The organism is Moraxella marmotae, from assembly GCF_042219885.1.
Taxonomy (GTDB): Bacteria; Pseudomonadota; Gammaproteobacteria; order Pseudomonadales; family Moraxellaceae; genus Moraxella; species Moraxella marmotae.
This window is the reverse complement of record NZ_JBHJHR010000004.1, coordinates 61,821-88,529: the sequence shown is the minus strand read 5'-3', so window position 1 is coordinate 88,529 and position 26,709 is coordinate 61,821. Positions and strand designations below refer to the sequence as shown.

Below are 26,709 nucleotides of genomic sequence, written 5' to 3'. Positions count from 1 at the left end.
GCAAACTAAGGTCCCAACATGTTTGGTTTTGGCAAGAACAAACAAAATGCCGCAAAAGATCTCGGGGATAAATACATTTATATCCCCGAAGAAGATTTTGGCGAAGATCAAAAAGTAAGTAACTGGCGGCACCCGATTGACCCCAACCGCTACTATTTCAAAGCAAAAAGACAGTACTTGGAGCTTTCTTCTAAAATCCAAACTGTGTTTTTTTGGATAAACATTGCTTTGGCGATGTTGGTTTTTATCGGTGTGCTTTACTTAATCTTAGGTGTGAACTACGAAACCACAGTCATCTATGACGGCACCAACCTGTACTGCATGATTGATGAAACAGGCGTGGTCAAACCTTGGCAACCGCCCCAATAACCACAAAAGAAAGGTATGACATTGTGAGTGAAAATAAACCAACCAATAATCCTGCCGATACTGATGACGAAGTCACAGAACAAGTCGAGGATTCCAGCTACGAGTTTAAAGAGCGGGGCGGTAATCCCATGGACGCCGACCGCTTATCGGCAGTTAAAGTCAATCTGGCAGAAGAAGATGAAGATGAGATTCTTCACTACCAAGTGCCTGGCTATGACCATGAGTTTTATGCCAACCACAACCCAAGTTTTGAGAACTTGTCTGCTGCCAAATCAGAAAGCGGTGAGGGTTTTAGCGACCGTGATGCTGAGATGTTTGCCATGAATCAAGGCTTAGAAGCTGCCATTCGTGAAAAAGCCCACTTAGAAGTGCAAATCAAGCAAGCCAACAAAGCCAAGCTGATGGCAATGCTGGTCACTTGCTTGTTGTGTATTTTGTTGGTAGCCATGCTCACGGCATTCAGCTACTACCCAAAACGCACCTATATTGCCACCATGGACAATACCGCTGTTTGTAGCGTCAATCCACAAGACAACCCAAACATCACCGACAGCACCATTACTGAATTTGCCAAAAACGCTGTCTCAACGCTGTACACCATTGACTACATCAACTACCCAACCCAAATTGAACAGACCATGACCCGCTACTTCACCTCACAGGGACGAGTGGACCAAGTGGCAGCTTTCCAAGCGTCTGGCATTTTAGACACCTTGTCAAACCGTGCTTTGACATTGCGAGCCAGCACACGCAACGCCCCACGCATTGAAGAAAAAGGCTTGACCTCAGACGGCAAACCTTACTGGGTTGTGCGTTTCCCAATGGTCATTGATGTGTACTCTGGTTCAACAACCCCAAAAGAAACCCAAAGACATCTTGTCACTGTTCGCTTGCGTGCAGACACGGCAAGTGCCGCTAACCCAACAGGACTGGGCATTCTTGCAGTCGCCATGGTTCCTGATACCTCTAACTGATAAAAAAGGAAGTACGTATGACGCGTAAACTACTGAGTTTGAGCCTGCTTGCCAGCGTGTTGGCAAGCACCACCGCAGGGGCGAACACGCCACCGCCCAACACTTTGAACATGACAGGGCAAAGTCCTGTCATTGCTGCCGCTCCTAGCAATATCCAACAAGATATTGTGCCATCTTTGCCATATGCCATACAAAATGTGGTGCAAGAGTACATCAACGCCCAGCCAACCCCCGATCAAATCGAGTGGATTAAAAAGAACGGCTTAGACATTGCCCGTGCCACAGCGTCTCCTTATGTGGACATTCCACGCCCTGTGGTGCGTTCAATGGCGGTCAATCTGGCACCAGGGGAGGCACCGCCCATTGTTCGCCTATCAAAAAACATGGTGACTAGCATTGTGGTAACTGATAATGACGGCAACCCATGGCCAGTTGAAAAAGTGGTGGTCAATCAACAACAGTTTGTCAATCACACCAGCACTGATGAAAATGGCGAAACCAACATCATCACCCTTGAGCCAACCGAATCGATCAGCTGGTCTAACATGTCGGTGACACTGCGAGACAAAGCCATTCCTGTAATTTTCTTATTGACCGCAGGGCAACCTGAAGTGGATTTGCGAGTGGACGCCCGTGTGCCTGGCATGTCACCCAATGCCGTTGAACGCTTAGGCGAGCGTGTGGGTCCAGTAACCCCGCATACCGCCATCTCGAACATTGATGACACGATGTTGCACTTTTTAGATGGCACAATCAGCTCAACAGCAGAGCGTTTGGTGTCCAGCAGTCCTGACGCACAAGGTTGGTTGGTTAATGACGCTTTGTATGTCAAAACTCGATACGACATTTTATACCCAAGCTATCAAGGCAAAGCCAGCTCATCAGAGGGCGTGCATGTTTACCGCTTTGACAATGGTGTCAATGACGCAGGCAACAGTGTCATCACCATGACTCAGCGCGGCGGTCAGCCTGTTACCATTTCTTTTGAAAAGCAGCCATATCTGTATTACAACCACTAAGGAGTATCAAGATGACAGCTGCAATTTTACAACCAGGATTTGATATGTTAAGTAATCAAGGCGGAACAATCTCTGAAGATAAGTTCAGTTTAAAACTCGGTGGGCAGGCTGACGCAGGTGTCGCCAAAAATTCAGACACCCCAGAAGTCGCAAAAACTGACAAAACCACCAATGAAACCACCATCGGCAAGCCCAGTATCCTAGCCTCAAAGTTTGAAGACAAAACCACCGTCACAGACGCCATCGACAGTATCAGAAGTGAAGAAGAAGTTGGTGAAGACGCCAAAGACTTAAAAGACAAAGTGCAAACCGCCATGGGTATTCCTTGGGTGCGTGCCGCTGCTGTTGCCAGTGCCGTGGGTGTGGGTATCTTCAGTTACTTTACCCTAAGCGGTGGCGAGAGCCAACAAGTGGCAGGCATTGAGGGCCGGGACGGTGTCGCCTCCATCTCCACAGGTGTCGATTCAAGCGATGACCTAAACGCTGAACAGGCCGAATACCTAGCTCAAAGACAGCGTGAGGCAGCAGCCGCCCAAGCCAACTCAGGTGAAACCAACGCCGCTGTGTTGTTCGTACCAACCGTTGCAGGCGAAGACCCAACCGCCACTGTACCCAGTGAGCGGGGCAGTATCATGCAGCGTGATAGCAATGGCGATGTGATTTACACCGCCCAAGGCCGCATGGTCAATGGTTCATCTCGTTTTGAGCGTGTGCAAAATGAAAACACCAAAGAAGTGTATTACATCGACACCCTAGATCCACAAAAAACAGAATGGGTAGTTGTTTCAGGCACTTCTGCTCTGTCACCTCGTGCCAGCACCAGTGCTTATACAAGTGAGCAAACCCCGCCAAACACCCTAGCCAACGCCAGTTATGATGGCGGCAGTGGCGGTTATAGCGGTGGTGGTAGCAGTGGTGATGGTGGTGCCTCAGGTGGTGGCGGTGGCGGTGATTTCAGTGCTGCCGTGCCTTACGATGTGCAATCTGACCCAGACATCGCCAATTACAGTGAGCAGATCTCAGCCAGCATTGGCACTTATCAGCAAAACAAATACGCTCGTGAAGTGGCAGAGGCAGAGCAAAAAGCCGCTTATCAAGCACAGCAACAAACTTTGGCACAACAACGCCAACAACAAGCCGCCCAAGTCATGCAAACCACTTTGGCACGCATTGCTAGCCTACAAACCCCAAGTGCTGGCTTTGGTACTCAACCGATCTCGAAAAAGCGTGAGGCGTCATCAGCCAGTGATAGTGGCGGCACACCAGCCACGCCTGCAGCTCAAGGGTCATTTACTGAGCAGCCTGCTTCAAACCCCCAAAATAGCGGTTCAAACGGTGCCAATGCCCAAAACAATGGCACTGCACCAGGTGCTGGTACTCAGCCACTGCCTAACCATATTATCCGTGCAGGCACAACCTATCAAGTGGTGGTCATGCGTACTGCTAACTCAGACCATGGTAACAGCGTCGAGGCACGCATTATCAACGGCCCATTTGCAGGCTCAACTGTCTATGGTCAAATGGTTCAGCAAGGACGTAATGTTGGCGTGATGTTCGAGTCTGTGCAACGCCCAAATCCAAAACTGCCAATCTTAACCGTGCGTGCTAAGGCGGAAAACATCGGCTCAACCAACCCAGCCATTGGGCAAGCCAAACGCCATTATGCGCAAAACTATGCCTTTGCCGCCGCCACTTCGATTCTTAAAGGGTATGGAGACGCTTACGCTGATGGCCGCACCCAGACCACCATTGAACGCTCTGATGGTTCGGTAGTTACCCATTCAGACGGCAAAGCCACTCGCCGTGAGCTTGAGGCCAACATCGCCCGTGACTTCTCTAACCGCATTCAACAAGACACCGCCCATCTGGGCAACCGTGCACCAACCTTTATCATTCCAGCAGGTCAGGTGCTCAATATGCGTCTTTTGAACGACTGGGACACCAACCAAACCACTTCAACTCTATTCTAAAAAGGAACATTACTATGTTAGGTATCAATAAAAAAACAGACCAAGCGGTAAAAGAAGACATGTCTGACAAGCACAAAGCCCAAGCCGATGCCACCAACAAAGCCAAAGGCGACATGCCAAAAGCGTCTGATCTAAAAAGCCCAGTCAAAGAGCCTGCGCCAAAAGGCTTGGCAGCACTGATGAAAAAACCCATCGGTTTGATTGGTGCAGCCGTTGGTGTGGTGACAGTCATTGTTTTGATTGTGATCTTTACTTTGATCTCTTCAAACAAAGACGCCGAAGTTGCCAAACAACGCCAACTTGCCCAGCAACAAGAACAAGAGCAGTTGCAACAACAGCAGTTGATGGAAAACAAGAAAATCCCAGATTTTTATCAAGGCACTATGGCATTGGATTCTTTGCCACCTGACCACTGGGCAAAAACTCAAGACCCAATTGGCGGTATGATTGATGCGGCGGTTAAACAAGCCATTGAGGGTTCACAAGATTACAACCAAGCAGCAGGGGGTTTACAAATCACCCCTGAAGTGTTGTATCCGCTAACCTCTGTGGAATACGCTGCCTTGACCCAAGAAGTGGCTAACAGCACGCGTATGGCCCTGCAAGACAGCATGAAAACCGAGACCCTGCCTGACACTGGTAAGACGTTAATCCTGCTAAAAACAACCCCACAAGTGGTGTTAGACGGCGGTCCTGAATACCAAGTCATTGCCGACGCTGCTGCTTATCAAGCGGCTCTTGATGACGCTGCTCGTGTGGCAGCTGCCAACCTAAACCAAGCAATCATGGCTCAGCGTTTGCGTATTCCGCCACCAGCCAAAGAAGAGCCAGCACCAGTGGATACAGGTATTTCTCAAGCACAGCGTAATGAGTTTACACGCCTGCTAAATATCCAAAAAGACCAAAACGCTGAACTGCAACGTGAAAACGAACGCTTGGCTGAAGAGTTGCGTCAAAACAAAGAGCAAATGAAAAAAGTCTATCAAGACCTTGAAGACAATCCAGCTGCTCAATCTAAGCTGAAAATGAAAGCACTGAATGACGCCAATTACAAAGTACAAGCCGTTCAAGGTGACTTGGTGTTCTTGCAAGACAAAAAGGGCAATAACTACACCGTGCGTGTGGGTCAAGCCTTGCCAGACTCTACCTATATCATCGCTGCTGCTGACTCAGCAACTGGCCTAGTATTTATCGACGACAGCAAAAAATGATTTACCCCCAGCCCCAGTGCCATACTGGGGTGTTTTTAGGAACCTCGTATGTCACTATCTCTAAATGCAGAATTGATGGCTTTTCGGCCAAAACCATTGGTAAAACCAACTTTTTTGGAAGAAAAAGCGCTGCCACCTTATAAAACCAATACCTTTTACTTTGTTTTTGAAAAACAGTATCTGAATGTAGATTTTGCTCATGGTTTTAGGACGCTATTGGATATGCCCGAGCCGTTTAAAGATTACTTTGATTTGATAGATTGGGCGGGAAAGTTATCAGAGCAGTTAAAACTCAATGACTTAAATCCACCTGTACTACTTAGCCAACAACAACTGGATAAGCTTGGTGGTTTGTTAGGCCGTCATGTGCTTAACGATTATTTTTTAGTGATCACCGCCAAAACCGCCGAATATTGCACCTTAGGCAATAGCTAGTTTTTCAACAGTTCATCAGCATTCAAAACCAATCAAAATAAGGAAGCCCCATGTTAGATATTTTTTCCGTATTACAAGCGATGGACAAGTCGTTTTTGTACCTTATCAATATCTTAAGGGTGGGTTTGTTCGCCTTAGCGGCCGTTTGGTTTTTATTTGGCTTTTTAAATTTACACACAGCAACCGTTGGCGGGCAGGGTTCTAAATTCCTGCCCAGTAACGCCCAACCAACCGTATCAGGCAGCTTGCTACAAATTCTCACAGCGGCCATTTTAGGCTCATTGGCGGTAACTTTTACACCAATTGCTGTCGTAGGGGCGTTGTTCAGCGACAACATGCAGACCGTGCAGATATACACCGTTGAAAGCTATTCAAGCGTGACAACGCCTGACCAGCTAGAAGAGCTATTAAAACGCTTTACTTTCCAAATCTTCTACTTGATGGGCTTTATCGCCATCTATCGTGGTCTGTCAGCGTTTTGGCACAAAAACCAAGGCACCAGCAACGAGAGCAACGCTCGTATCATCACTTGGATTGTGCTAGGCGGCATGTGCTTCTATCTGGAGTGGGTGAATGCCCTGTTTGCCAGCATGATCGGCTTTGATGTCTTTGAAGTGATTTTTAGCAAGTGATGGTTGAGCAACGGTTAAACAAATGATAAATATAACCCATTGATTTTCAATGGGTTTTTTAAAATCAGAAAAAAATAACGAGTTTTGGTTAAGCAAATATGACAAGCAAAACAAAAGCACTAAAAGCCATTGATCTGTTTGCTGGCATAGGCGGCATTCGTTTGGGTTTTGAGCAGACATTTGGCGAACAAATTGAGTTTGTCTTTGCTTCAGAAATGGACAAGTTTGCCAAACAAACCTACCAAGCCAATTTCAATGAACTGCCACAAGGTGACATCACGCAAATCCCAGCTTGCGACATTCCTGCACATGACATTATTTTGGCTGGCTTTCCGTGCCAAGCTTTTAGCATTGCCGGGCGACGACAAGGTTTTGATGACACTCGGGGCACATTGTTTTTTGAAGTGGCCAGGATAGCTCAATATCACAGACCAAAGCTGATCTTTTTAGAAAATGTCAAAGGCTTTAAAAACCATGATAAAGGCAAAACCTTTGCGACAGTCAAATCAACCTTGGAACAGCTTGGTTATCATGTTTTTGCCGATGTTTTGAATGCCAAAAATTTTGGCATACCACAAAACCGTGAACGGATTTACATTATCGCTGCTGCCAAGGATTTTGCTGATGATTTAAACTTTAGTTTTGAGCAGTTAAAAACCACTGCCATGCCATCAAAACTTGGGGATATTTTGCAAAAAACTGTTGATGATAAATATACAATTTCTGACAAAATATGGCTAGGCCATCAACGACGAAAAGCACAGCATGTACAAAAAGGTAATGGTTTTGGTTATTGCCTGTTCAATGCTCAATCGCCATATGTCAGCACCATCTCAGCAAGATATTACAAAGATGGCTCAGAAATTTTGGTGGAGCAGGCCAGCAAAAACCCACGCCGATTGACGCCACGAGAAGCAGCACGCCTGCAAGGTTTTCCTGATGATTTTGTGATTCCTGTCAGCGACGTGCAAGCTTACAAGCAGTTTGGCAACAGCATCGCTGTGCCTGTGGTTGTAGCACTGGCAGGTGAAATCAAGCGCCAACTCATTGACCAAAACCACCAAACAAACCAAGCACTTGACAATCAAACCATTCCAAGATAAGATATGACTTTCATAAGCAGTTCTTGCAAAAAGGCACTCGTTTGAGTGCCTTTTTGTTTTCCTAAAATTTACCAAATCAAATCAGAATGGAATTTCGGCAAGAGCAGCGCGTTTGTGTTCTCGATATTCCTCTTCAATAATTTCCATATCATTCAAACGTTCTGGCAGGGCGACATTGCTGTACCTGTAGAGCTCAAAATTACCCTTGCCTTGTAGTTTTCTGTGACTGTAACTTGGCTCAAGGTAATCAGGGTTTTCTGCCAAAAACTTCTCCATGCCCTCAGTTAACCATTCTAGGTCTTCAGGCTCAGCATTGACCAACTCAATCAGCAAATGGCCATCACAATTAGGCAAGCGGCCATTTTCGTTGAAATATTCTTGCAATTCTGACCAAAAACTCTCGTTCTTGAGTTTGTCGGTAAAAAACTCAACAGGCAGATCTTTATCAAACCCCATAAGGTCTTCAAAAATGGCGTAATGTTCTTGGCTTTCTACACTGCCACGATAGCGACTCTTAAACTCAAACTTCTTCACTAACTCTTCGGCAACTCTGTTAAACACATGGGCGTGCATGAACAAAGGATAATCATCTTTTGCTGATATGGTGAGTAGTAGGTTGTAGTAAGTTGTACGCACTGTCCAACCATACAAGTGTGGTTCCTTATCGAGATACCTTGGCGCGTCTTCAAAACTTAAACACTTCAACTCATCAACAAAGTGTTCAGTAAAGCCCTCGGGAGTGTGTAGGCCTTTTGCATAGTCCAGCTCATAATCGGGCGCCACCATCGCCTCTTTACCAATACCTTTCACAAAATTATCCGCCAACCCAAAATATGGCAAGTCAGGAATGTGCGTGATTGCAGGCCCTTGGTGCAGTGTCAAAATGCGTGTGCTGTCCAATTTGGCGACAGCAGGGTGGTCCTTGGCAAAGAGTCTCCGCGTTTTATCATCTGGCACATATTTTTCAATCCAAGGGAATAAAATATCCTTGCCTAGGGTTTCTAATTCTTGTAGGGCTTGCTCATACAACCGTACTGCCAAAGAATTATAAAACATATGGTCTTTTGCCAAAGCGTGTGGCAATCCTGGCAAATTCGGATCTGGGTTTTGCAGATTTTTTCTATATTCTTGAGCAGACCACAGCGAGTAAACACGGTCATTATAGGCGATTTCTCGTGCAATATCGCTGTCGTTAGCATCCTCGACACAAAGCGTAGAAAAATCTCCACTCTCCCAAACATCTTCAAGCAAGTAGGGGATATTCAAAGCGTAGCTTAGGATTTTGCGGATATGGGGAGGCCAGCTCCAAAAATCTTCTTGTTTGAATTGTTTATATAAATAGACATCTCTTCCATTCAATAAAGAGATAGCTTCGTACAAGTCAAACGCCATCCATATCATCATCATGTCATCACGACACATCAAACCGTTTTTGCTAAGGCCGTCGTAGTCGAAGTTATCCCAATCTGGCACCAAAGCGGCTTTAGGGTCAGCTGCTGACAACACTTTTTGGTAAAACAGCACATCAGCACGCACAGGAATGGCTTTTTTGGACAAAGGTTTTACCGTGCGAACAATTGGCCACGACAAACTCTTAGCAAGCTCCAAATCTTCTGCACTGAAGTTGAAATACAAATGCTGCTGAGAGTCTTCAAACCACTGCCGAGCACTCAGTTTCGCTTTGCGTGAATGATGGTCTATATCCGCTTTGATTTTTACAGATTGGAGGTTTTTTTGCACAGCAGGGTCTTGGTGATAAGGCAACAGGTCTCCCGCCTGCAGGCGCATAAAATACAACGGACTGATTGCAGGCACATAACGATCGGCCGCTTTTTCCAGTGTGCGTTGCAAGTAGTCAAGGTCATGCAATGCACTAAAGTGCAATCTGCGCCAATCGGCAAGGCGGGTGTATGGTGTGCCGATACAACGCTTATCTCGATCCGCATAAAACCGCTCTTCGGTTTTAGACCCATACTTGTGGTTATTCTCTTGAGAAAACACGTCATAATTAAAGTCTTCTGGCTTGTACTTTTCCTCGCCTGCTTGTTGATAATTCTTTGCAGCAATCGAGTAGTAGCGTTTTTCAGCCTTTGGTCTGCCTTGGCGGGGGTCAAACGCACCAAAGCGTTTGACATTGCGGTGTCCATAATACGAAATTTCACAGCCATATGTTGTCGGCAAATCATCACGCATTGCTTGTCGGGCACGGTCAGAGCTGGTTTCAAAATTATCTATCAGCTCTTGCAGGAAACGATCCAAATCTTCTTGGCTATCCCAACTAGGAAAACCACTCGTTGAAGCAGCATAAGTCATTAGTGGCAAAAAGTCTGCCAATACACGCATGTCACCGTTAAGCATAGGTACAAGCAGTTTATTGACCAAATACAGGGCGATTGCTCGCTCTTCTTCGCTTAAAGACAGCAAACCCCAATCACAAGCACCAGGGGTGTAAAAAGGGGAGGTTTTGGCGAAATCAGGGACAAAGCCCACTCTATTTGCCCATTTTTGTGCAATTTTTTCACGGATTCTTAAGACACGGCTGTTGAAGTTTTCTTCATCAATGACTTCATGTAAAGGCGAACCTATATACAGGTCTTGTGAGATGGTATCAAACATCTTAGGGCGGCCAGCTTCTGTTTCAGCGAAGTTGTAGGCACGCAGGGTGTTTGTGTCGATCGTTTTAGGGTTTACTTGTTTGGTAAATTGACGCTTGACAGGACCATACCAGCCACTTTCCATCGGTGGGTGATAACGGTGGGGGTTGTTTGTTGCATGGTCAATGGTGGGGGCTTCAGGGTGAATGTAGATGTCTTTAAATTCAAGGTATTGGGTTTCTTTTGAGGCTCTAGCATCCATTACTGGGCGATGATATTCAGGAGTTATGCCTCTTAATTGCTCGATAATATCTGAAACAAGGTTGCTTTTAAAATGCACCTCTCCTTTAGTTTGGTGTACAAACAGCGGTGTTTGTTCAAGGTAATCACGGTAGGGTACAGCTCTTTGGAAGAAGTTCTCGGCCAACATGCCTCCCTCGCGTTTTTTTTGCTCGAACTGATCTTCATAAACCGCACGATCAAGCATTTCTAGTTCGTCCACTTTGCTCACAGGATCAAGCATTTCTAGTTCGTCCACTTCGCTCATAAGCAGGATTCCTTTTTTTTTAACAAATTGTAGTGCCATTATAGCATGTTTTGGCGCTGTTTAGCAGCTTGGGTAGTTTGGTGAATGGTTTGTCATAAGAAAAATTTAGACAAAATCGTGGTTTGCAATAAAAATATTTCGTGAATAATAAAAATTTGGCAATCGCAGCAAATAATAATAAAAACAGCAAACACCAAAATGTTAGTTTAGCTTAATTCTGTTTTCAAATATCGATTAACATAATCTTGATTATGCGAAGTATAACTAATTGATTTTAAAAGAATTTTTGGTTCTAAAATCCAACAAAAATAATGTTCACCAGTCAGCCAAAACTAAAATTTTGCCATGTTAAATGGTTTAACATTAAGCCACAACCATGTTAAAAAAATCCTGTTTTCTTAACATGCCAACATGACAATTTGCCAACTTACCATCGCTGTGTTATATTGCCCAAAAAAAGAAAGGAAACCATTTTGATCACGTCTTATCCTCGCAAAATCCTATTTGGCCTGTTCATCGCTTACCTGGGCTTTTCCGCTTGGGCTCAAAACAGCCCTTGCAATCCAACTAAATCTATGCAATAATATGCACTATGAATAGATTAGTAACCATTGGTAAAGCTGCTGAACTTCTTGGCGTGCATATCACCACATTAAGACGCTGGGAAAAGCAAGGCTTGATCACTCCCGAAAGAACCACTAAGAGCGGACATCGTCGCTATGATATGTCTAAAATAGATCCCAGCTTGCGTAAGCGTCCTGTGGATAAAAAGACTTATGCTTATGCTCGTGTGTCCAGTCATGATCAAAAAGCTGACCTTGAACGACAAGTACAGGTTTTACAAATGTACTGCGCTGCTCAAGGTTGGCAACATGAAATCATTCAAGACTTGGGCAGTGGTTTAAATTACCATAAAAAAGGTTTAAAACGCTTATTACAAGCCTTGCTTGATAATGAAGTACAAAGACTGGTACTAACCCACAAAGACCGACTGCTTCGCTTTGGCAGTGAGCTTATTTTTGAGATCTGCGAACAAAAGCAAGTAGAAGTTGTGATTATCAATCAAGGCAATGAATTATCTTTTGAAGAAGAACTGGCACAAGATGTGCTAGAGATCATCACTGTTTTCTCAGCCAAACTGTATGGCTCAAGAAGCAGTAAAAACAAAAAGCTCATCGACGCTGTTAAAGAAAACCTTAAATGATCAGAGGCCAATATATTCAATTAAAACCCAACAACAAACAAGCCACGCACCTTGCCAAAGCTTGTGGCGTTGCTCGCTTTGCCTACAATTGGGGCTTAGAGCAATGGCAAAAACAGTACCAGCAGGATAAAGAATATCGTGATGAATGTGCAAGACTTGGCGTTGAGATAGATAAAACCAAGCTAAACCGCCCAACAGAGGGTAAGTTGCGTAAACAGTTAAACGCCATCAAGCGTGATGAATTTCCGTTCATGATGGACGTGACCAAATGTGCACCACAAATAGCCATTATGCAATTGGGCAGTAGCTTTGATCGTTTCTTTAAAGGTGACAGTAAATATCCACGGTTTCGCAAGAAAGGCGTTGACGACAGATTTTCACTGACAAATGATCTTTTCACCATTGTAGAAGTGGACGGCAAACCCTTTATCAAACTGCCACGCTTAGGCTTAGTGCGACTGTGCGAAAAGCTACGCCTTGATGGCAAGATTTTAAATGGTAAGGTTTACAAAAAAGCTGATAAATGGTTTGTTTCTATCACCGTTGAGCTGGCAGAGCCAATCAAACCACTGGCTAAAACAGGCAAATCCATTGGCATTGACATGGGCATATCCGACTTTGCTGTGTTGTCTGATGGCAACAAAATCCAAGCACCTAAGCCTTACAAGCGTGCTATAAAAAGATTAAAACGAGCTCAGAAAAGCCTGAGCAGAAAACAAAAAGGCAGTAACAACCGTGCTAAAGCGAGAACCAAGCTGGCACGACTGCACCTAAGAGTAAGCAACATTAGACTGGACTTTTTGCATAAGCTGACAACAAAGTTGGTGAAAACCCACGATGTGATATGTCTTGAAGACCTAAATGTCAAAGGCATGGTTAAAAATCATAAACTGGCAGGTTCTATCGCAGATCTTGGTTTTTACGAGTTCAAACGTCAGCTGATGTACAAAGCAGAACAATGGGGACGACAGGTTAAGTTTGTTGACAGGTTTTTCCCGAGTTCTAAGACTTGTAGCTGTTGTGGCTATAAGATGGAGAAGTTGCCGCTATCTGTCCGACATTGGACTTGCCCAAGCTGTCAGACAGAACATGACAGAGATGTCAATGCGGCAATCAATATTTTAAACTTTGCAACCTAATTGCATGGCGGTGAGTTCCACCGTGTCAGCCTATGGAGTTTGTGTAAGACCTGAGGCAATAGCCAATGGCGGCGAACTGTGAAGTAGGAAGAAAACGCTAAACTTACTTTGAGTGGGTTTGGGTAGGTTTTTTGGAACGGCTCGGTTCTACAGCTATGGCACAGTCGCCACTATAACGCTCAAATCCACGGGCGAAACCATCGTCGGCTATGTAGCCACCAGACCAATGATGGACGCCGTTAAAATCGTTACAACACCGCATTATCCAATCCTAAATTGTCCAATCTACTTCACAGACGACTCCTGTGGTGAAGTACTATATATCAACAAAGCTGATATTTACAACATCGCCGATATTGACGACTAGACAGCCAGTTACAAAAAAAATCCAGTTTTACAACTGGATTTTGGTTACATCAAAGCGACAATATCTTATCCACCATCTCAAAATGCCGTCTTGTTTGCTCATCTAGTAAGGCTGGCTTCCACACCATCATCAAATCGGTATATTTGCCTTGTTCAAAGTACAAACGCTCAATACCGTTCTTATTGACACGGTTATGATTGGCAATAACAAACAGCTCGGCATGTGCCAAAAGCTTATCAAAATCCTGCTCCAACTGCTTTAATTTGGCTTGCTTGTCTTCTTGGATACGAGCCTTAGCACTCGCCTGCTGACTTGCCAGCTGTTCAGCGGTCAAATGCGATTGGATTTCTTCTTCGCTGTACCATTCGCTTGGCACATAGTCTAAGACTTTCAAAAACGCCACATGCTTGCCCTGCAAATGCACATTGGACAACTCAGCGATAATATCGTCCACATCTTGGCCACTGGCTTTTTTAATCTTAGCAGCAAACATCGACAGCTGTTTTGGTGTCATCTTAAAGTTGGCAAACGGGTCTGTAACCGCCCCACTCGCCTGCTGTTTTTCTTTGATGGTCTTGGTGCTGGTGTCGGTATATGAAAAGGTCAAACCTGTAACGCTGCGGCCTTGTTTGTGTTGGGTAAAAGTTACACGGATGGGTGTGTTTTCTTCAATCTCTTTAATTGCCTTATCAATCACCCAAATCTTAAAATTGCCAAACTTGGGATAGTTATCCACACAGCCAAATTTCTCACGCAAATACTCAATGGTATAATAACCCTTGTTCTCAAGCGAACCTAATAACATCTCCAGCATGATAATGCCATAAGTCCCCAAGTGGGTAATCCACTCTTTTTGGTACTTAGTCCAATAATAACCCGTACTCTTATCAAAGATGGTCAGCATTTCAATGACATCTTCATGCAATTCAACGGCAATCTCACCTTGGGTTTTTAGGTAATCGCACTTTGTCACCCACGACAGCCCTGTTTTATACCCTTTTTTACCGAACAAGTCATTGTCTTTAAAGTTCCAAAACCAAAAGGCTTTTTCTAAGATGGTATCAGCCACCTTTTCCAGCACTTTATACGAGTTTTCTTTTTTAAGGTTGTACTCATTGGCAAAGTCAATCGCCCTAACCTTAAAACGCTTTACCGTCTCATCTGCCGATACTTCTTGGCGAACGATGGGCGATAAAAACAAAATCAACCGACGCTCATTTAGGGTCAAATGACTGATGGCGTGTAACAGGCGGTTTTGAATGATGATTAAATCTTCGCTGTTGGCATAGGTTAAATCTTTGCCTTTTAGCCGAGCGATGGGTTCAACATTCAATTCGGTATCAGGTGTTTGTTGTACCGCAGGCGTGATCTCTTCAGTCTCATTCTGCACAGGTACGCCAGTGATGAAATCAAAAACCACAGGGTCATTTAAATCCAAAACAAAGCGTTTTACAAGGTTGATTTTGACATTGACATCATCGCTTTTTGATTCTTGGATATAGTCAGCCAACTGCATAAATTGGTTTTGTTCTGTCGCTGACAGGTCTGCAAATTTTCTGCTCACAGCAAGGTTCCTCATTGGCATTTTGTCTTAACGAAAACCATTATATCACAAAAAGCAAGAAAATTGTACTTTTCTTGTCGTACAGCATTTTACTTGACTTTAGCAGGTTTTTTCAAGACATTGACAGGTTTTTTCAAGACCTTAGCAAGATTTTTCTAGACCTAAACAGGTTTTTTCAAGACTTAAGCAGGTTTTTCCTAGACCTAACCACTACTAAGCCATTGATTTTAAACGAAATAAAGAAACCTAAAAATTATAAAATAGGAAAATTATTAGAAAATAATAAAAACAAATTCTTGTTATTTTTCTTGCTTAGATGTTTAAAGGTAAGAAAAAAGATTGGTTCTTGACATTCTTTAGGTTTTGGTGAAAAGTTTTAGGCGGGTTTTGTTTGCTGTTTTAGCATCTATCGTTGAACAAACTGTCTTATTCTTTTGTTGAAAAATTTGCTTATTAGGTTTCAATCAGCAAAAGAAAAATCCACCCATATGTTGCCATACAAGCGGATTTCGTATTTTAAAACGCAATCTCGGTTAACTTAGAACTCCGACGCCCTTGCGTTTGAAAGTAATATAACGCATTTTGATATGAAATTCAAGCAGGTTTAACAATACTATGACAGCCAATTTCACCTACAATCAGAAGAAAACAGGAATTGCTTTCTTTTCGCCGAACTTGCGTTCTAAATGCGATTTGACATCATAGCGTTCTATCGGCGGAATATTGTTGAAATCCATAATCACAAACTTGCCATCACTGACGCAAATCAGGTTTTGCAGAAAATAACCATAGTCTTCAACATTTTCATTTGCCAGTTGCAGATTCCAACGATAAGCCGCCAAGTTCAGTGCCGCTTGCTTAATCTGTTCATATTTCTGCGTTTGGTTGAGCGTCACGATATTAGCGTCTTCAGCAAAGATGTAATCATAATCTGCCGAAGTAATAATCGCTGGCCAAGCGGCGGCGATTTCTTTTCGTCTCATGGCAAGTAGTAGCATTTTTTGCAGGGGCAGATCGAGCTGATCGACAACTTCGGACAATGCTTTGGCTTTAGGTGGTTTATATGGCATTATTTTTCCTTGTTATTAACTGGTTGTGGTTTGTCGCCAAATCAGCAAACCCTACAAATAGGTTTTGGCCCGACCAAAATAATCATTAACTTTCAAAAAGATGGTCTGCTTGTCATCATCACAAATGACATTTTGTAAAAACCAGCCACTGTTGGTAATGTTCTTATCGTCACTCTCCCAACGATGAAAAAGCATATATTGGGCATAAGTTTTTAGCAGGTCAAATTTCAGTGCTGGCTCGACATTTTCATAAGCTGGCATCTCTCCGCCAAAAACAATGTAATCAAAATCATCAACTGTGATTGTGGCAACATTGTTGGTCATTCGCTCGCTGACAAGAAGCAACATTCTTCGCACAGTTATAGGCAGTTTTTCAATCGAGATTATGAGATCTGCGGCATGTGGTTCTCGAATTTTCATTTTCCTATTCTCGGTAAAAAGTTCAACTAAAAATGTTCCAAAACTTTCGCAAATAGTGCCAACAATTTCAGCAATCATGGCTACCTTACTATGCTGTTCGTGGACGTGGGCAAAGTGGTGCTTCACCTGTATGCACGGCAAGCTCCTTTAAAAAATCACCCATGTTGTTTAAATACAATTTCTTTTGTGCACGAGTGATACCGACATACAACAGGCGTAACTCTTCAGCACTCAAGTCCTCTTTCATATCACCGCTTTCATCAACAAAAGCAGCCAATACATCGTCAGCCAACATCACATTGTCCCATTCAAGCCCTTTAGAGCGGTGCATGGTGGTGATAATGGGTCCTTTGTGTGTCTTGGGGTTAATCTGCTCAACGCTGTTGATAGCCTCAAGCACATTGATAAAACCAATGTTTTGGAACATACGCACATAACCTGAAACTTCGCTATCCATCGGACACGCCTGCGCATATTCAAGCACCTGCTCAAAGTTTTCAAAGCCTTTGAGTTTAGGGTGGTCAGACTTGCCGTCTTTACGCAAACCTGCCAAGGCGTACATCATCTGTTTGGTTTCTTTAAATGAGATGTTTTGTGGCAGCACTGTGGGCGTGTCATAGCCGTTTTTCTGGCGGTTTACCACGTCCATGACCAAGTTCACCGCCTCAGCGTTACTACGCGTCAAAATGGCGTCTAAATGCGTGTATGACGGCGGTCCGCCATCGATAACTTGGGTTTCTTTGGTCTGCAGGCCTAGGATGCGAGAACGGCAACCTAGGGCGTTTAAAATTGGTTGGCAGTAAATCGCCAATTCATGACCAAAGCGGAATGACTGGGTCAGCTCTGCCTGTGGTGCGTCCAAATTTTGCATGACATTTAACGCCCCACGAAATGAGTAGATCTGTTGGTACGGATCACCCACATAGATCACTTGGGCTTTTTGTGAAGTCAAGATAGACGACATGATTGGGTCAGCGTCTTGTGCTTCATCAAATAAGATGAAGTCGGTGTCAATCTGTGGTTTGGACAATGCCCACAGCTTTAAATACACATCGTGTCGCCCTGCTAGTCCGATTTTGCCATTGGGGTTGATGAAATCTCGCCACATATCCACAGCGATTGGGTACAGCTCTTTTGCCAGCACCTTGGTATCATCAGGGCTTAACGACATCAGCTCTTCAATCGCACCCTCAACATGGTACAGCTTGGGTTCTTCGGTTTCGTCTTTGTAGAACGCCAACAATGAAGTATCCACAATGTTCTTTTGCTTGGCAGGCGTGATGATACCCCGCCCTTTTTTCTTGACATTTTGTACCTTGCCTTGCACCACGCCAATGCTGTCGTGAATTTCATTCATCAAAATGTCTTCAACGCCAAACATCTCAATAAAATCCCAAATGGCAAAGTCGTCTTCTAAGCGTCGGCGGATAAAATCGGGTGCGCTGGCCAGTGCCATTGAGTGAAAAGTCTTAGCTTTGACGTTTTTGGGCATTTTGCGTTGGGCTTCATTGGCGATGGCTCGGTTGAATGCCAAGTAAACACCGCTTTTGCCCAAGTCTTTTAAAGCATTGGCGACAAATACCAGTGTGGAAGTCTTGCCAGCACCTGCAAAGGCCAGTAATTTCATGGTCTTGCCCTGCCGTGCCAAATCAATGGCTACTTGTTGTTCGGGGGTTGGGGGATAGCTCATAGACGGTAATTGTCCTTATTGACAAAATTCAAAGTATATTTTAGAATAACTAAAATATGTATATTACCATAACTGATATATGTTTGCAAATTTGTTGGTGGTGATGGCTTTGATGACAACACACGGCAGCAAGCCGAACTTTGTAGGCTAACGCCATTTTAAAAGGGCTTTGGATAGCCTTTGGCTTTCTGTCTCTGTTTTGTCGTAATATTTAGTTGTTCCCAGTAACAACCAACGAGGATAAACCTATGAACCAACAGTCAACAGTAAACATGAGTCGCACCGATTGGCTAAAAGCTCGTCAATCTGGTATTGGTGGTAGTGACATCGCTGCTTTGATGGGCGTATCACCGTATAAGACGGCATATGACATCTATCTTGATAAAACGCGTGAGATTGAAGCTGACGAGATGAGCGAGGCAGCCTATTGGGGGACGCGATTAGAAGCCCTAGTTGCCGATGAATACGCCCTACGCAACAATGTTAAAGTACAGCGAGTAAACTTCCTCATTCGCTCAGAAGAATATCCTTTTGCTTGTGCAAACATCGACCGTGCAGTGGTTAACCCTGCCATCAGTGGGACAGTGCGAGTGAGCAAAGATGGGTCATTGTCCACCGATAAGCTGCTAGAAATCAAAACATCATCGGCTTATCTGAATAAAAATTGGGGCGATGAGGGCTCAGATCTTGTGCCTGACCACTACTTGCTACAATGCCAGTGGTACATGGGCATTACCAAAGTGCCAACCTGTGATTTGGCGGTGCTAATCGGTGGCAACAAGTACCAACAATATACCATCAATTTTGATGAAGACTTGTTCGCTGAGATGATTGCTGTTGCAGGCGAGTTTTGGGAAAACCTGCAAAATGGCATTAGTCCTGACCCTGTGTCTTATGAGAACATTCGCCACAAATACCGCAGAGCAGAAATCGGCTCTATCTTGGACATCACCGAAAATGAGCAAGCGGTGGAATTGGTATCAAGCTATCTTGATTTAAAAGATCGTGAAAAAGCTGTCAATGACGAGCTTAACGATTTAAAAAAAGACATCGCTGTATTGTTTGCCGACAAAGAAACCATGGTTTTGGACAAACAAATTGTGATGACTTATAAGAACCAAACTTCCAAGCGTTTGGACAGTAGTAAGCTGCGAAAAGAACACCCCGAGCTGATCGGTTCTTATGAAAAAGTGTCGGAAACTCGTGTTTTACGAGTGGCGGCGTAAACAGTTTTGAGCGGCCTTGGCCTGGTTGTTGTTGATGGTTGTTTGGTAAACCAAGGCCGCTCACCCTATTATTCAATTTCAAATCTTTAAAAAAAAGGAAACTCCTATGAACAACGAAACTTATCAACCCGAAGTGATTGCCCATAACGACACGGAGCTAAATCTAGCACCCAGTGCAGAGATGTACCCTGTGAACGTCAATACCCAGTTGTTTTTTGATGACAAATTGTTCGACCGCTGCACTCGAATTGCTGAGATGATGGCCACCGCCCAAAACATTGTCCCTAACCATTTTATGAATCAGCCAGGCAGCTGCTTTGCCATCATCAGCCAAGCACTGCGTTGGGGCATGGACCCGTTTGCCGTAGCACAAAAAACCTTTTTGCTTAATGGCGTGATTGGCTATGAAGCACAGCTGGTAGCGTCAGTCATCAATGCCCGAGCGCCAATCCACGGCAGTCTAAAATATACCTATGAGGGCCCATGGGAAGAAGTGATTGGCAATTACAGCAAAGAAAAACGAGAATACAACAACAAAATCAGCTGGGTTAATGCCAAAAAATGGTCTCAAGAAATTGAAATGCAAGTTTCCGTTACTGTCAGTGCTTGCCTAAAAGGTGAAGATGAACCGCGTGAGCTGAAGCTGTACCTAGCACAAGCAGAAGTGCGTAACTCACCGTTGTGGGTGACTGACCCACGCCAGCAGCTGGCTTATTTGGCGGCTAAGCGTTGGGCTCGCCTGCACGCCCCTGAAGTACTGCTTGGCGTTTATACCCCTGATGAGCTTGAAGACCGCAGCATGAAAGTGGTTCACGAAGTCAAACCCGCCCCTGAAACAGTGGCCAATGGCACTGAGGGTTTAAAACAACGCCTTGCTTCTCGCAAAACTGGTGGTGCTAAGAAAAAAGCCACTAAGCAGAACAATTTTGAGGGCTTGGACGAGTTTAACGCACGCATTAGCACCGCTACTGATATGTATGAATTAAAGCATATTGGTCAAGAGATCTCACAGCTGGTTGAAAATGAAGTGATTGATGAGATGGATCGGGCTTTGCTTGAAAATACTTATCGCCAACGCCAGAACATCATCAAAACCCAAGAAGCTGTTGCTACTGTGACGATTGATAATGCTGATGAAGTTCGCAATTTGCTATATGGTAATCAAAACCTGTTTAGCCATGATGAAATCCAAATCATGCTTGAGCAAATCGACAACGCTGTCTCGTAAACTGTTAGTCAAACAAAAGCAAAGTGGTGATGATTGCCACTTTGCTTGTTAGCCAAAGGTGATGAACATGGCCAGAAAACCAACAAAAACCAAAGCTGTCAGAACGAACATGAAGACCAAGAAAACAACTGATTTGATCACAAACTTCATCATTGCTATGAGCGTGACAGGTGCTTGCTTGACAGCATTAACCTTTGGTTGTTACCATTACTTTCAAGCAATGGCCGCTGAAAACGAAGTTCGGCTATTGAAAAAGCAACTGGAAACCCAATATATCACCACTAATGATTTGCGTGACAAGTACGCAATGTGCATGCTAAATCACAAATCAAAACCTCGTTAACTGTCACATCGACAGCTTCGTAACTTGACTGCTGCAATGTTCATTTGCCACATAGGCAGCTTGAAAAAATGTAGGCAGTTTTAAAACACTTCATACTGTAAGCTACCACATAGGTAGTTTAGCGATAACGCGTTATTTTTTAACGCACATCTGCCACATAGGCAGGCTAAGTAAGGTTGGTGCTGTTGCCAGCCTTGCCCCGCGCAGTTCATAGGAAGCTACCACATAGGTAGCTTAGAAAACATAGGTAGATTGTCATATATTCTTTTTTGTTTTGAGATCTGGTACATAGTCAGCTTGATGTTGTTACAATGACTGGTTTTGCCTGCATAGCTGGCACATAGCTAGTTTGGTAAATAGCTAGTTTGACAAACAATTCTTAGGCATTCTTCTTTAGTCGGTCATCTATCATATAGATAGTAAACTTGATGAAAATTAGCTGGCACATAGCCAGTTTTGCAGATTTAAAAATCTCGTTTTTCTGAAAAATCTACCACATAGGTAGCTTAGAAAATGGCATGATCATCTACTACATAAGTAGCTTAAAAATGCTGCTTAGTTACCGTGCTGCAACACACCCACCATATAGGTGGCTTAGAAAACACAACTATTTCCACTTTGGAAATAGTTGCCATCTGTCAGTTATCAAGTTTTACTTGATAACTCGTCATCTGTCGCACAGACAGCTTAGAAACACAACTTTAGGGCGTTCGCCATTTTTCAGCTGTTACATAAACAGCAAGTTGTTCTCTCTACTACCACATAGGTAGCTTTCAAAACACACGTAGTCCTTTGTTTTCACGATCTCGGCACATAGTCGCTTGTTTGTTTGCATTTTTGTTACAATTCATTTATAATATAATTTAGTTTAGCTAATATATTATTTTTGGCGCTGTTCGATATGCAAAAAATTGAAGTTCCAAATGTTCAAAACGACGAATATGACGTTACTGAGAGCTACATGCGTTATGTCAAAGCCTTTGGTTATAAACCATTAAGCGACGACAAGGCCATCATTGCACAAAAAAAGCTGTTCAATAAGCTATTACACACTTATGCCATCATCTTCTTATTGGGCATGGTGTTGCTTGGTGCGATACCGCAATACCTATTATCTGCCACCAAAGGCATGACTGAGGGTATCGCCGCCTTTTTGGTGATTTGGTACGCTGTTGAATTTTTTGTGGTGTATAACGTCATTCGTGAATTTCAAGTGATTAAAACCTTAGGTAATAATCAATTTCAAATCGATCTGCAAGCTGCCAAAATCAAAAACCCTACTGAATAAGGAAACCAAATGTCTAGCTTTAACCAAGTCAACCTGTTGGGCCGTGTCGGTCAAGACCCTGAAGTTCACATGAGTGCTAACAACAATAAGGTTGTTACCTTTGCTTTGGCAACCAATCAGCGCTGGAAAGACCGTACTTCTGGCGAGAAAAAAGAACGCACCGACTGGCACCGCTGTGTTGCTTTTGGCCGTGCTGCGGATACCATCGAAAACTATGTCACTAAAGGCGACTTGTTGATGATCACAGGTGTTTTGACCAGCCGTTCTTATCAAACCCAGTCTGGTGAAACTCGCTGGGTAACAGAAGTCAATGTGCGTGGCTTTGAGCTTATGCCAAACACTCGCCCTACTGCTTCTGCACCAACAGCTCAAGCACCAACTGCCACCACGCCTGCCTCTACTCAATCAACAGCGGCCCAAGCACCAGTGGCAAGCCCAGCACCAGCTGCTGACAAAGAAGTGCCATCAACATTTGCGGCGGACATTCCAGTTGATATTACCAATGAAGACCTTGATTTTCCTTGGTTTTGATTTCCTTGGTGATGTTTAGTGAAGTCCAAGCGTAAGCCTTATAAAAAATCCACGCGTTGGCGCAGTAAACGCCGACGCTCTGGCTTTTATAGCAATACGTGCAGAAAATACAAATTTCAAAAAAGAAACCAATTTATATATCAGGTTGATACTATGATCAGAACGCTTGTTCTCATTCTCGGTGCTTTGGTACTGTTATTTCTTTATCAAGAAACACAAAAAACAGGCACTGCCCCAAGCATTGTTAATACAGTGATTGAAAAAAGTGCAGACGCTTTACCTGAAGAAAAAGTTGAGCAAGTTGCCAACTTGGTTGAAAAAGCAGGTCAAGCGGCAGGCGTGAAATTGCAAAACGCTGAAAAAACAGCTGCCGAAGTTGCCCAAAAAGACAAAGTTAAAAAAGGCTATGACAAGCATTGTAAGATTGTCGGCATCACTGATGGCGATACTGCAACTTGTTTAACAGCGTCAAATGAGCGAATTAAAATCCGCTTTGCCAACATTGATGCACCTGAGTCAAAACAAGCCTTTGGTACTAAGTCTAAGCAAGTGTTGTCTGATCTGATTTTTAATAAAGAAGTCGATTTGAAAATCGACACTGTCGATCGTTATGGACGCTCTGTCGCTGAAGTGTTTGTTGATGATATGAATGTCAATAAACACATGGTGAAAATGGGTTGGGCCTGGGCTTACAAAGAGTATCTAAAAGACCCACACTACTTAGAGCTACAAGAAAAAGCCCAAGAATTTAAAGAGGGTTTGTGGATTGACAAAACAGCGGTTTATCCGCAAGATTGGCGCCGCCAACAAAAAGAACAACGAGCCGCTAAAAAAGCTGCCGAGCAAAATAATTAAGGTAACTGTATGAAAAAAATCAAAAAACTGGCGAATAAAACCGCCAAAACTCGTAAGACTGTGTTGTTTTATCGTGACATGCGTAATGTGCGTGATGGTGATTTAAAAGACTTAAAAAATTTCAGAAAACCGCTTGACTGGTTAATTTAAATTTTTTATACTGCTATCGTTACTTAGATTTGGCTGCTTGCATTGTCTAAGTAACGATCCATAGAAAACCTAATGTTTACAATGTTAAACAGAAACTACGGCTCACACCCTCCTCGTGAGCCGTAGTTTCCCATCTACCACATAGGTAGCTTGCGTGGCCTTTTGCTTTTACTTTGTTTTTCAAGACTACCAGCCACGCTACTCACATTTCCCCTTTAGCGAACTTGTGCCGATATGACCAAAAAGCTAACCATTCAAGCAGTAACCAAAGATGTCAGAGAACACCCCTTTTCAACAAATGCTGAACGGGCAAAACGAATGGGTGTCAGTTATCAAAATCTTTGTGCGTTTATGCGTCGCCATCAGATCATCAAACCTGTTGCAGTAGGTGAGCCTAAGCGTGGCCAGTCAAGATACCAAGATAACGAGATTTTGCTGAATGTTGAGTATGCCGATTGTTTTGCTGACTATCTGCATGTGGAATTGGCTCGCTTAAAGCTTCGCCATTCAGATTTGCAAAGAGTACTTGGTATTTCTGAAAGCACGGTTCAAAACTGGCGTAGTGGCACAAGCACTCCGAATTACAAAGCCATGAAACGCATGATTAAAGCGGGCTTTGACGTTCCCTATCTGCTTACTGGCAGACCTACTTTGACCAATTGAATTTTTCTAAAAAATCAATCAACAATTACCTTATATTGAATACTTTTTAATTTGTAACACAATATATTGTGTATTTAATACACAGGTAATTGGGGTTCTTTTTAAATATAATTGCTCCTGTAACAACCTTGCAAGCTTTTGCAAAGCTTATGTAACATAATTTAGGAGTAGTTAATTATGTCTTTTAATTCTAATTTAATCCCTGACAAAAAACAGGCTTTTGTTGGCACAGAACAGTTGTCAAAACACCATCTAAAACTGATGGAAATCTGTCAAGCAATGGACTTTAATGCCCTTGCTCGCCTAGACACTGATGTATTGATTGCCGCTGCCACTAATGTTGAATTTGTTGGCAAAATCAACATGAAAGACGCTTACGAGTATCAAATCGAGTTGCTTTTTGAGAACTTGGTGCGTGAAAATTATGGTGAAATTGCTTATCTATTGCTAAACACTGAGCTGAACGGCTTTTTCAACCCACTGGCTGATGCTTGGTTCTGCGAACATTCAAGTTTGAACTTAAACTTCCACGATGTAAACAGTTTTTACAACGCTGTCACTGCTTTTGAAGAGTTTAATAAAATCGTTGATTTTGCTAACGAGATTTCGCTACGCAACTGGGGCGATTCAAGAACTGGCCGCTGTGCCGTTACCCACGAGGGTATCCACTTATTCACTATCTATCACGACTTGCTGACCCAATTGGACGCTTTGATTGTCGCCAAACGCCACAAAGAAATCGTGGACGCTTGCGATGGCGAGTTGCCAGCAGGCGAGCTGTTAGACCTAAACTATGGCAAGTTGGTCAAACAAGAATATCTTGATAAGCTGGTTGCCGCCCTGCTACAAAAAGCTCGTGGTTATTGCCAAGTTGAGTTGTTAGGACGGAAAAACATTATTCCATTTTCTCATATCAGCAAACGCTTAGACACCAAGTCTGTGGTCATCACTGACGACACGCCTACAGATGAGAGCCACGCTGCTTAATCAAGTCAATCAATCTCTCCAAGCAAAGCCTAGCATGGTTGTTAGGCTTTGCTCCAAAGCTAAAAAAGAAAGGAAACCATCATGACTAAATTGCTTTCTCATAATTTGAAAATGGAGTGTTTTCGGCTTACCAACAATCCTATCAGCGTTGTTGAAGTCGATTGCAATCAACAACTACTCACCCAACATTACAAAACCAACTTGGTGCGAGATGTTGCCTGCACAACCCTACTTAGCGTGCCGCTGTTGATCGGTGTGCTGGCTGTAATCGAGGGTAGCAACTTTACAAACGCTTTTTTGATGATGGAAGAAAAATCACTTATCAGCAATTTTCAAAGCATGCCTGTACTTGTGTTTTATGCGGCAAATTTTTATTGTGGCTTGAAAAACAGATTCTATCATGGCTTGATAAATTACTTCAAAATCAGCACAGAGACAGAGCGATTTTTTGCACCTTTGCCAATGTTGTTAATGTTGTTAAGCCTGATTATCAGCGTTTATAGCTTATACAACAACCTTTTAAACGGCGGCATGCCGAGTGTTGTCAATCAAATCTGCATACAGCTGACCCTATTCTTAACCTCTTTGGCGATGACTATCAATACCACTTTGGATTTTTTGGCGACACGTCAAGCTCGAATCAGTCAATTTTATTCAATGCTGATTAATGAGAGGTTGGTTTACGACCCTGAGCGAGTGTCGGCACCAAGCAGCAAGCAAGGCTAACGCCTGATTATAAGGGTTATGGGTAATTGTTGGTGTTTGCTTTTCTTTCCGTGCCAAAATAAATCAAACCAACCAATCTAAGGATCCCCCATGAAAAACTGCCTTATTTTTGTACTGAGTTTGAGTTTATTAGCAGGTTGTGCAACCACAGGTCTGGATACTTATTGCAGAACCACGGTGAATTTTAGCGACATCACCAAGAAGTTTGAAATGCCTGATTTTAGGGTGAATTGCGATGCACGATGATTGTTATTTTGAGCATGTTGGCATGGCGGTGTTAATGACCACCGCCCTAGTCTTCGGCTGGATCGTCTGTGTGATTGCTGTCAATCTGATCATCACCAATGATTACTTGGCATTGCCGCATGTGGCCAGTCATGTTGTGCTGTTTTGAAAAGGAAAAT

Annotated in this window: 27 protein-coding genes and 1 pseudogene; 23 read left to right on the top strand and 5 right to left on the bottom strand. The window is 43.5% G+C overall.

From position 1 onward, the window contains the following. The first annotated feature begins 18 nt into the window (after positions 1 to 18). From ACFBZI_RS11250 to ACFBZI_RS11215, 8 genes are all read left to right on the top strand, one after another. Complete coding sequence (locus ACFBZI_RS11250; protein ID WP_375716461.1) at positions 19 to 369, top strand: hypothetical protein; 351 nt, start codon at positions 19 to 21, stop codon at positions 367 to 369. Positions 370 to 392: 23 nt separating this feature from the next. Next, positions 393 to 1,343, top strand: a complete 951-nt coding sequence (locus ACFBZI_RS11245; RefSeq protein ID WP_375716460.1) for a DotI/IcmL family type IV secretion protein — start codon at positions 393 to 395, stop codon at positions 1,341 to 1,343. Between the two features lie 17 nt (positions 1,344 to 1,360). Beyond that, positions 1,361 to 2,362, top strand: coding sequence for a DotH/IcmK family type IV secretion protein (locus ACFBZI_RS11240; RefSeq protein WP_375716459.1), 1,002 nt, complete (start codon positions 1,361 to 1,363; stop codon positions 2,360 to 2,362). 11 nt (positions 2,363 to 2,373) lie between these two features. Then, positions 2,374 to 4,332: a TraB/TrbI/VirB10 family type IV secretion system protein gene (locus ACFBZI_RS11235; RefSeq protein WP_375716458.1), complete on the top strand. Its 1,959-nt coding sequence runs from the start codon at positions 2,374 to 2,376 to the stop codon at positions 4,330 to 4,332. Positions 4,333 to 4,346: 14 nt separating this feature from the next. Further along, positions 4,347 to 5,543, top strand: a complete 1,197-nt coding sequence (locus tag ACFBZI_RS11230) for a hypothetical protein (protein WP_375716457.1) — start codon at positions 4,347 to 4,349, stop codon at positions 5,541 to 5,543. Positions 5,544 to 5,591: 48 nt separating this feature from the next. After that, a complete protein-coding gene (locus tag ACFBZI_RS11225; RefSeq protein WP_375716456.1) occupies positions 5,592 to 5,978 on the top strand; it encodes a hypothetical protein in 387 nt (128 codons plus the stop codon). Between the two features lie 50 nt (positions 5,979 to 6,028). Then, the gene (locus ACFBZI_RS11220) at positions 6,029 to 6,610 is read left to right on the top strand and encodes a hypothetical protein (RefSeq protein WP_375716455.1); all 582 of its coding nucleotides are present in this window, start codon (positions 6,029 to 6,031) and stop codon (positions 6,608 to 6,610) included. 98 nt (positions 6,611 to 6,708) lie between these two features. Next, positions 6,709 to 7,713, top strand: a complete 1,005-nt coding sequence (locus ACFBZI_RS11215; RefSeq protein WP_375716454.1) for a DNA cytosine methyltransferase — start codon at positions 6,709 to 6,711, stop codon at positions 7,711 to 7,713. Between the two features lie 81 nt (positions 7,714 to 7,794). Here ACFBZI_RS11215 and ACFBZI_RS11210 read toward each other — a convergent pair whose 3' ends face one another. After that, entirely contained in the window at positions 7,795 to 10,854 is a 3,060-nt protein-coding gene (locus tag ACFBZI_RS11210; RefSeq protein ID WP_375716453.1) for a hypothetical protein, read from the bottom strand. Positions 10,855 to 11,446: 592 nt separating this feature from the next. On the opposite strand from ACFBZI_RS11210, the gene ACFBZI_RS11205 reads away from it, so the two are divergent. The 3 genes from ACFBZI_RS11205 to ACFBZI_RS11195 all read left to right on the top strand — a co-directional run bounded on the left by ACFBZI_RS11205 (position 11,447) and on the right by ACFBZI_RS11195 (position 13,564). Next, on the top strand, positions 11,447 to 12,058 hold the full coding sequence (locus ACFBZI_RS11205; protein ID WP_375716452.1) for an IS607 family transposase: 612 nt from the start codon (positions 11,447 to 11,449) through the stop codon (positions 12,056 to 12,058). Then, positions 12,055 to 13,197 (top strand): RNA-guided endonuclease InsQ/TnpB family protein, encoded by a 1,143-nt coding sequence (locus ACFBZI_RS11200; protein ID WP_375716451.1) that lies wholly within the window; start codon positions 12,055 to 12,057, stop codon positions 13,195 to 13,197. The genes ACFBZI_RS11205 and ACFBZI_RS11200 overlap by 4 nt, the downstream gene beginning before the upstream one ends. Before the next feature lie 118 nt (positions 13,198 to 13,315). Beyond that, positions 13,316 to 13,564 carry a hypothetical protein gene (locus tag ACFBZI_RS11195; RefSeq protein ID WP_375716450.1) on the top strand — a complete coding sequence of 83 codons (249 nt, stop codon included), beginning with the start codon at positions 13,316 to 13,318 and terminating at the stop codon, positions 13,562 to 13,564. Positions 13,565 to 13,613: 49 nt separating this feature from the next. On the opposite strand, the gene ACFBZI_RS11190 is transcribed toward ACFBZI_RS11195, so the two are convergent. The 4 genes and pseudogenes from ACFBZI_RS11190 to ACFBZI_RS11175 form a co-directional block, all read right to left on the bottom strand. Further along, entirely contained in the window at positions 13,614 to 15,128 is a 1,515-nt protein-coding gene (locus ACFBZI_RS11190) for a RepB family plasmid replication initiator protein (protein WP_375716449.1), read from the bottom strand. 638 nt (positions 15,129 to 15,766) lie between these two features. Further along, the gene (locus ACFBZI_RS11185) at positions 15,767 to 16,198 is read right to left on the bottom strand and encodes a hypothetical protein (protein WP_375716448.1); all 432 of its coding nucleotides are present in this window, start codon (positions 16,196 to 16,198) and stop codon (positions 15,767 to 15,769) included. 51 nt (positions 16,199 to 16,249) lie between these two features. Beyond that, on the bottom strand, positions 16,250 to 16,696 hold the full coding sequence (locus ACFBZI_RS11180) for a hypothetical protein (protein WP_375716447.1): 447 nt from the start codon (positions 16,694 to 16,696) through the stop codon (positions 16,250 to 16,252). Positions 16,697 to 16,799: 103 nt separating this feature from the next. Further along, a pseudogene (locus ACFBZI_RS11175) lies at positions 16,800 to 18,308 on the bottom strand (UvrD-helicase domain-containing protein); the annotation flags it as partial. Between the two features lie 248 nt (positions 18,309 to 18,556). Here ACFBZI_RS11175 and ACFBZI_RS11170 point away from each other — a divergent pair. From ACFBZI_RS11170 to ACFBZI_RS11115, 12 genes are all read left to right on the top strand, one after another. Continuing rightward, positions 18,557 to 19,534: a YqaJ viral recombinase family nuclease gene (locus ACFBZI_RS11170; protein ID WP_375716445.1), complete on the top strand. Its 978-nt coding sequence runs from the start codon at positions 18,557 to 18,559 to the stop codon at positions 19,532 to 19,534. A gap of 106 nt (positions 19,535 to 19,640) precedes the next feature. After that, the gene (locus ACFBZI_RS11165; protein ID WP_375716444.1) at positions 19,641 to 20,762 is read left to right on the top strand and encodes a RecT family recombinase; all 1,122 of its coding nucleotides are present in this window, start codon (positions 19,641 to 19,643) and stop codon (positions 20,760 to 20,762) included. Between the two features lie 67 nt (positions 20,763 to 20,829). Beyond that, a complete protein-coding gene (locus ACFBZI_RS11160) occupies positions 20,830 to 21,105 on the top strand; it encodes a hypothetical protein (RefSeq protein ID WP_375716443.1) in 276 nt (91 codons plus the stop codon). 901 nt (positions 21,106 to 22,006) lie between these two features. Beyond that, entirely contained in the window at positions 22,007 to 22,393 is a 387-nt protein-coding gene (locus ACFBZI_RS11155; protein ID WP_375716442.1) for a hypothetical protein, read from the top strand. A 9-nt stretch (positions 22,394 to 22,402) separates the two neighbouring features. Further along, complete coding sequence (locus ACFBZI_RS11150) at positions 22,403 to 22,924, top strand: single-stranded DNA-binding protein (RefSeq protein ID WP_375716441.1); 522 nt, start codon at positions 22,403 to 22,405, stop codon at positions 22,922 to 22,924. A 153-nt stretch (positions 22,925 to 23,077) separates the two neighbouring features. Beyond that, entirely contained in the window at positions 23,078 to 23,779 is a 702-nt protein-coding gene (locus ACFBZI_RS11145) for a thermonuclease family protein (RefSeq protein ID WP_375716440.1), read from the top strand. A gap of 9 nt (positions 23,780 to 23,788) precedes the next feature. Further along, positions 23,789 to 23,929, top strand: a complete 141-nt coding sequence (locus ACFBZI_RS11140) for a hypothetical protein (protein ID WP_375716439.1) — start codon at positions 23,789 to 23,791, stop codon at positions 23,927 to 23,929. Between the two features lie 234 nt (positions 23,930 to 24,163). Further along, the gene (locus tag ACFBZI_RS11135; RefSeq protein ID WP_375716438.1) at positions 24,164 to 24,592 is read left to right on the top strand and encodes a helix-turn-helix domain-containing protein; all 429 of its coding nucleotides are present in this window, start codon (positions 24,164 to 24,166) and stop codon (positions 24,590 to 24,592) included. 177 nt (positions 24,593 to 24,769) lie between these two features. Next, the gene (locus tag ACFBZI_RS11130; protein ID WP_375716437.1) at positions 24,770 to 25,579 is read left to right on the top strand and encodes a hypothetical protein; all 810 of its coding nucleotides are present in this window, start codon (positions 24,770 to 24,772) and stop codon (positions 25,577 to 25,579) included. A gap of 81 nt (positions 25,580 to 25,660) precedes the next feature. Next, positions 25,661 to 26,305, top strand: a complete 645-nt coding sequence (locus ACFBZI_RS11125; protein ID WP_375716436.1) for a hypothetical protein — start codon at positions 25,661 to 25,663, stop codon at positions 26,303 to 26,305. 90 nt (positions 26,306 to 26,395) lie between these two features. After that, on the top strand, positions 26,396 to 26,551 hold the full coding sequence (locus tag ACFBZI_RS11120; protein WP_375716435.1) for a hypothetical protein: 156 nt from the start codon (positions 26,396 to 26,398) through the stop codon (positions 26,549 to 26,551). Beyond that, positions 26,541 to 26,699, top strand: a complete 159-nt coding sequence (locus ACFBZI_RS11115) for a hypothetical protein (protein WP_375716434.1) — start codon at positions 26,541 to 26,543, stop codon at positions 26,697 to 26,699. The genes ACFBZI_RS11120 and ACFBZI_RS11115 overlap by 11 nt, the downstream gene beginning before the upstream one ends. Positions 26,700 to 26,709: the final 10 nt, after the last annotated feature.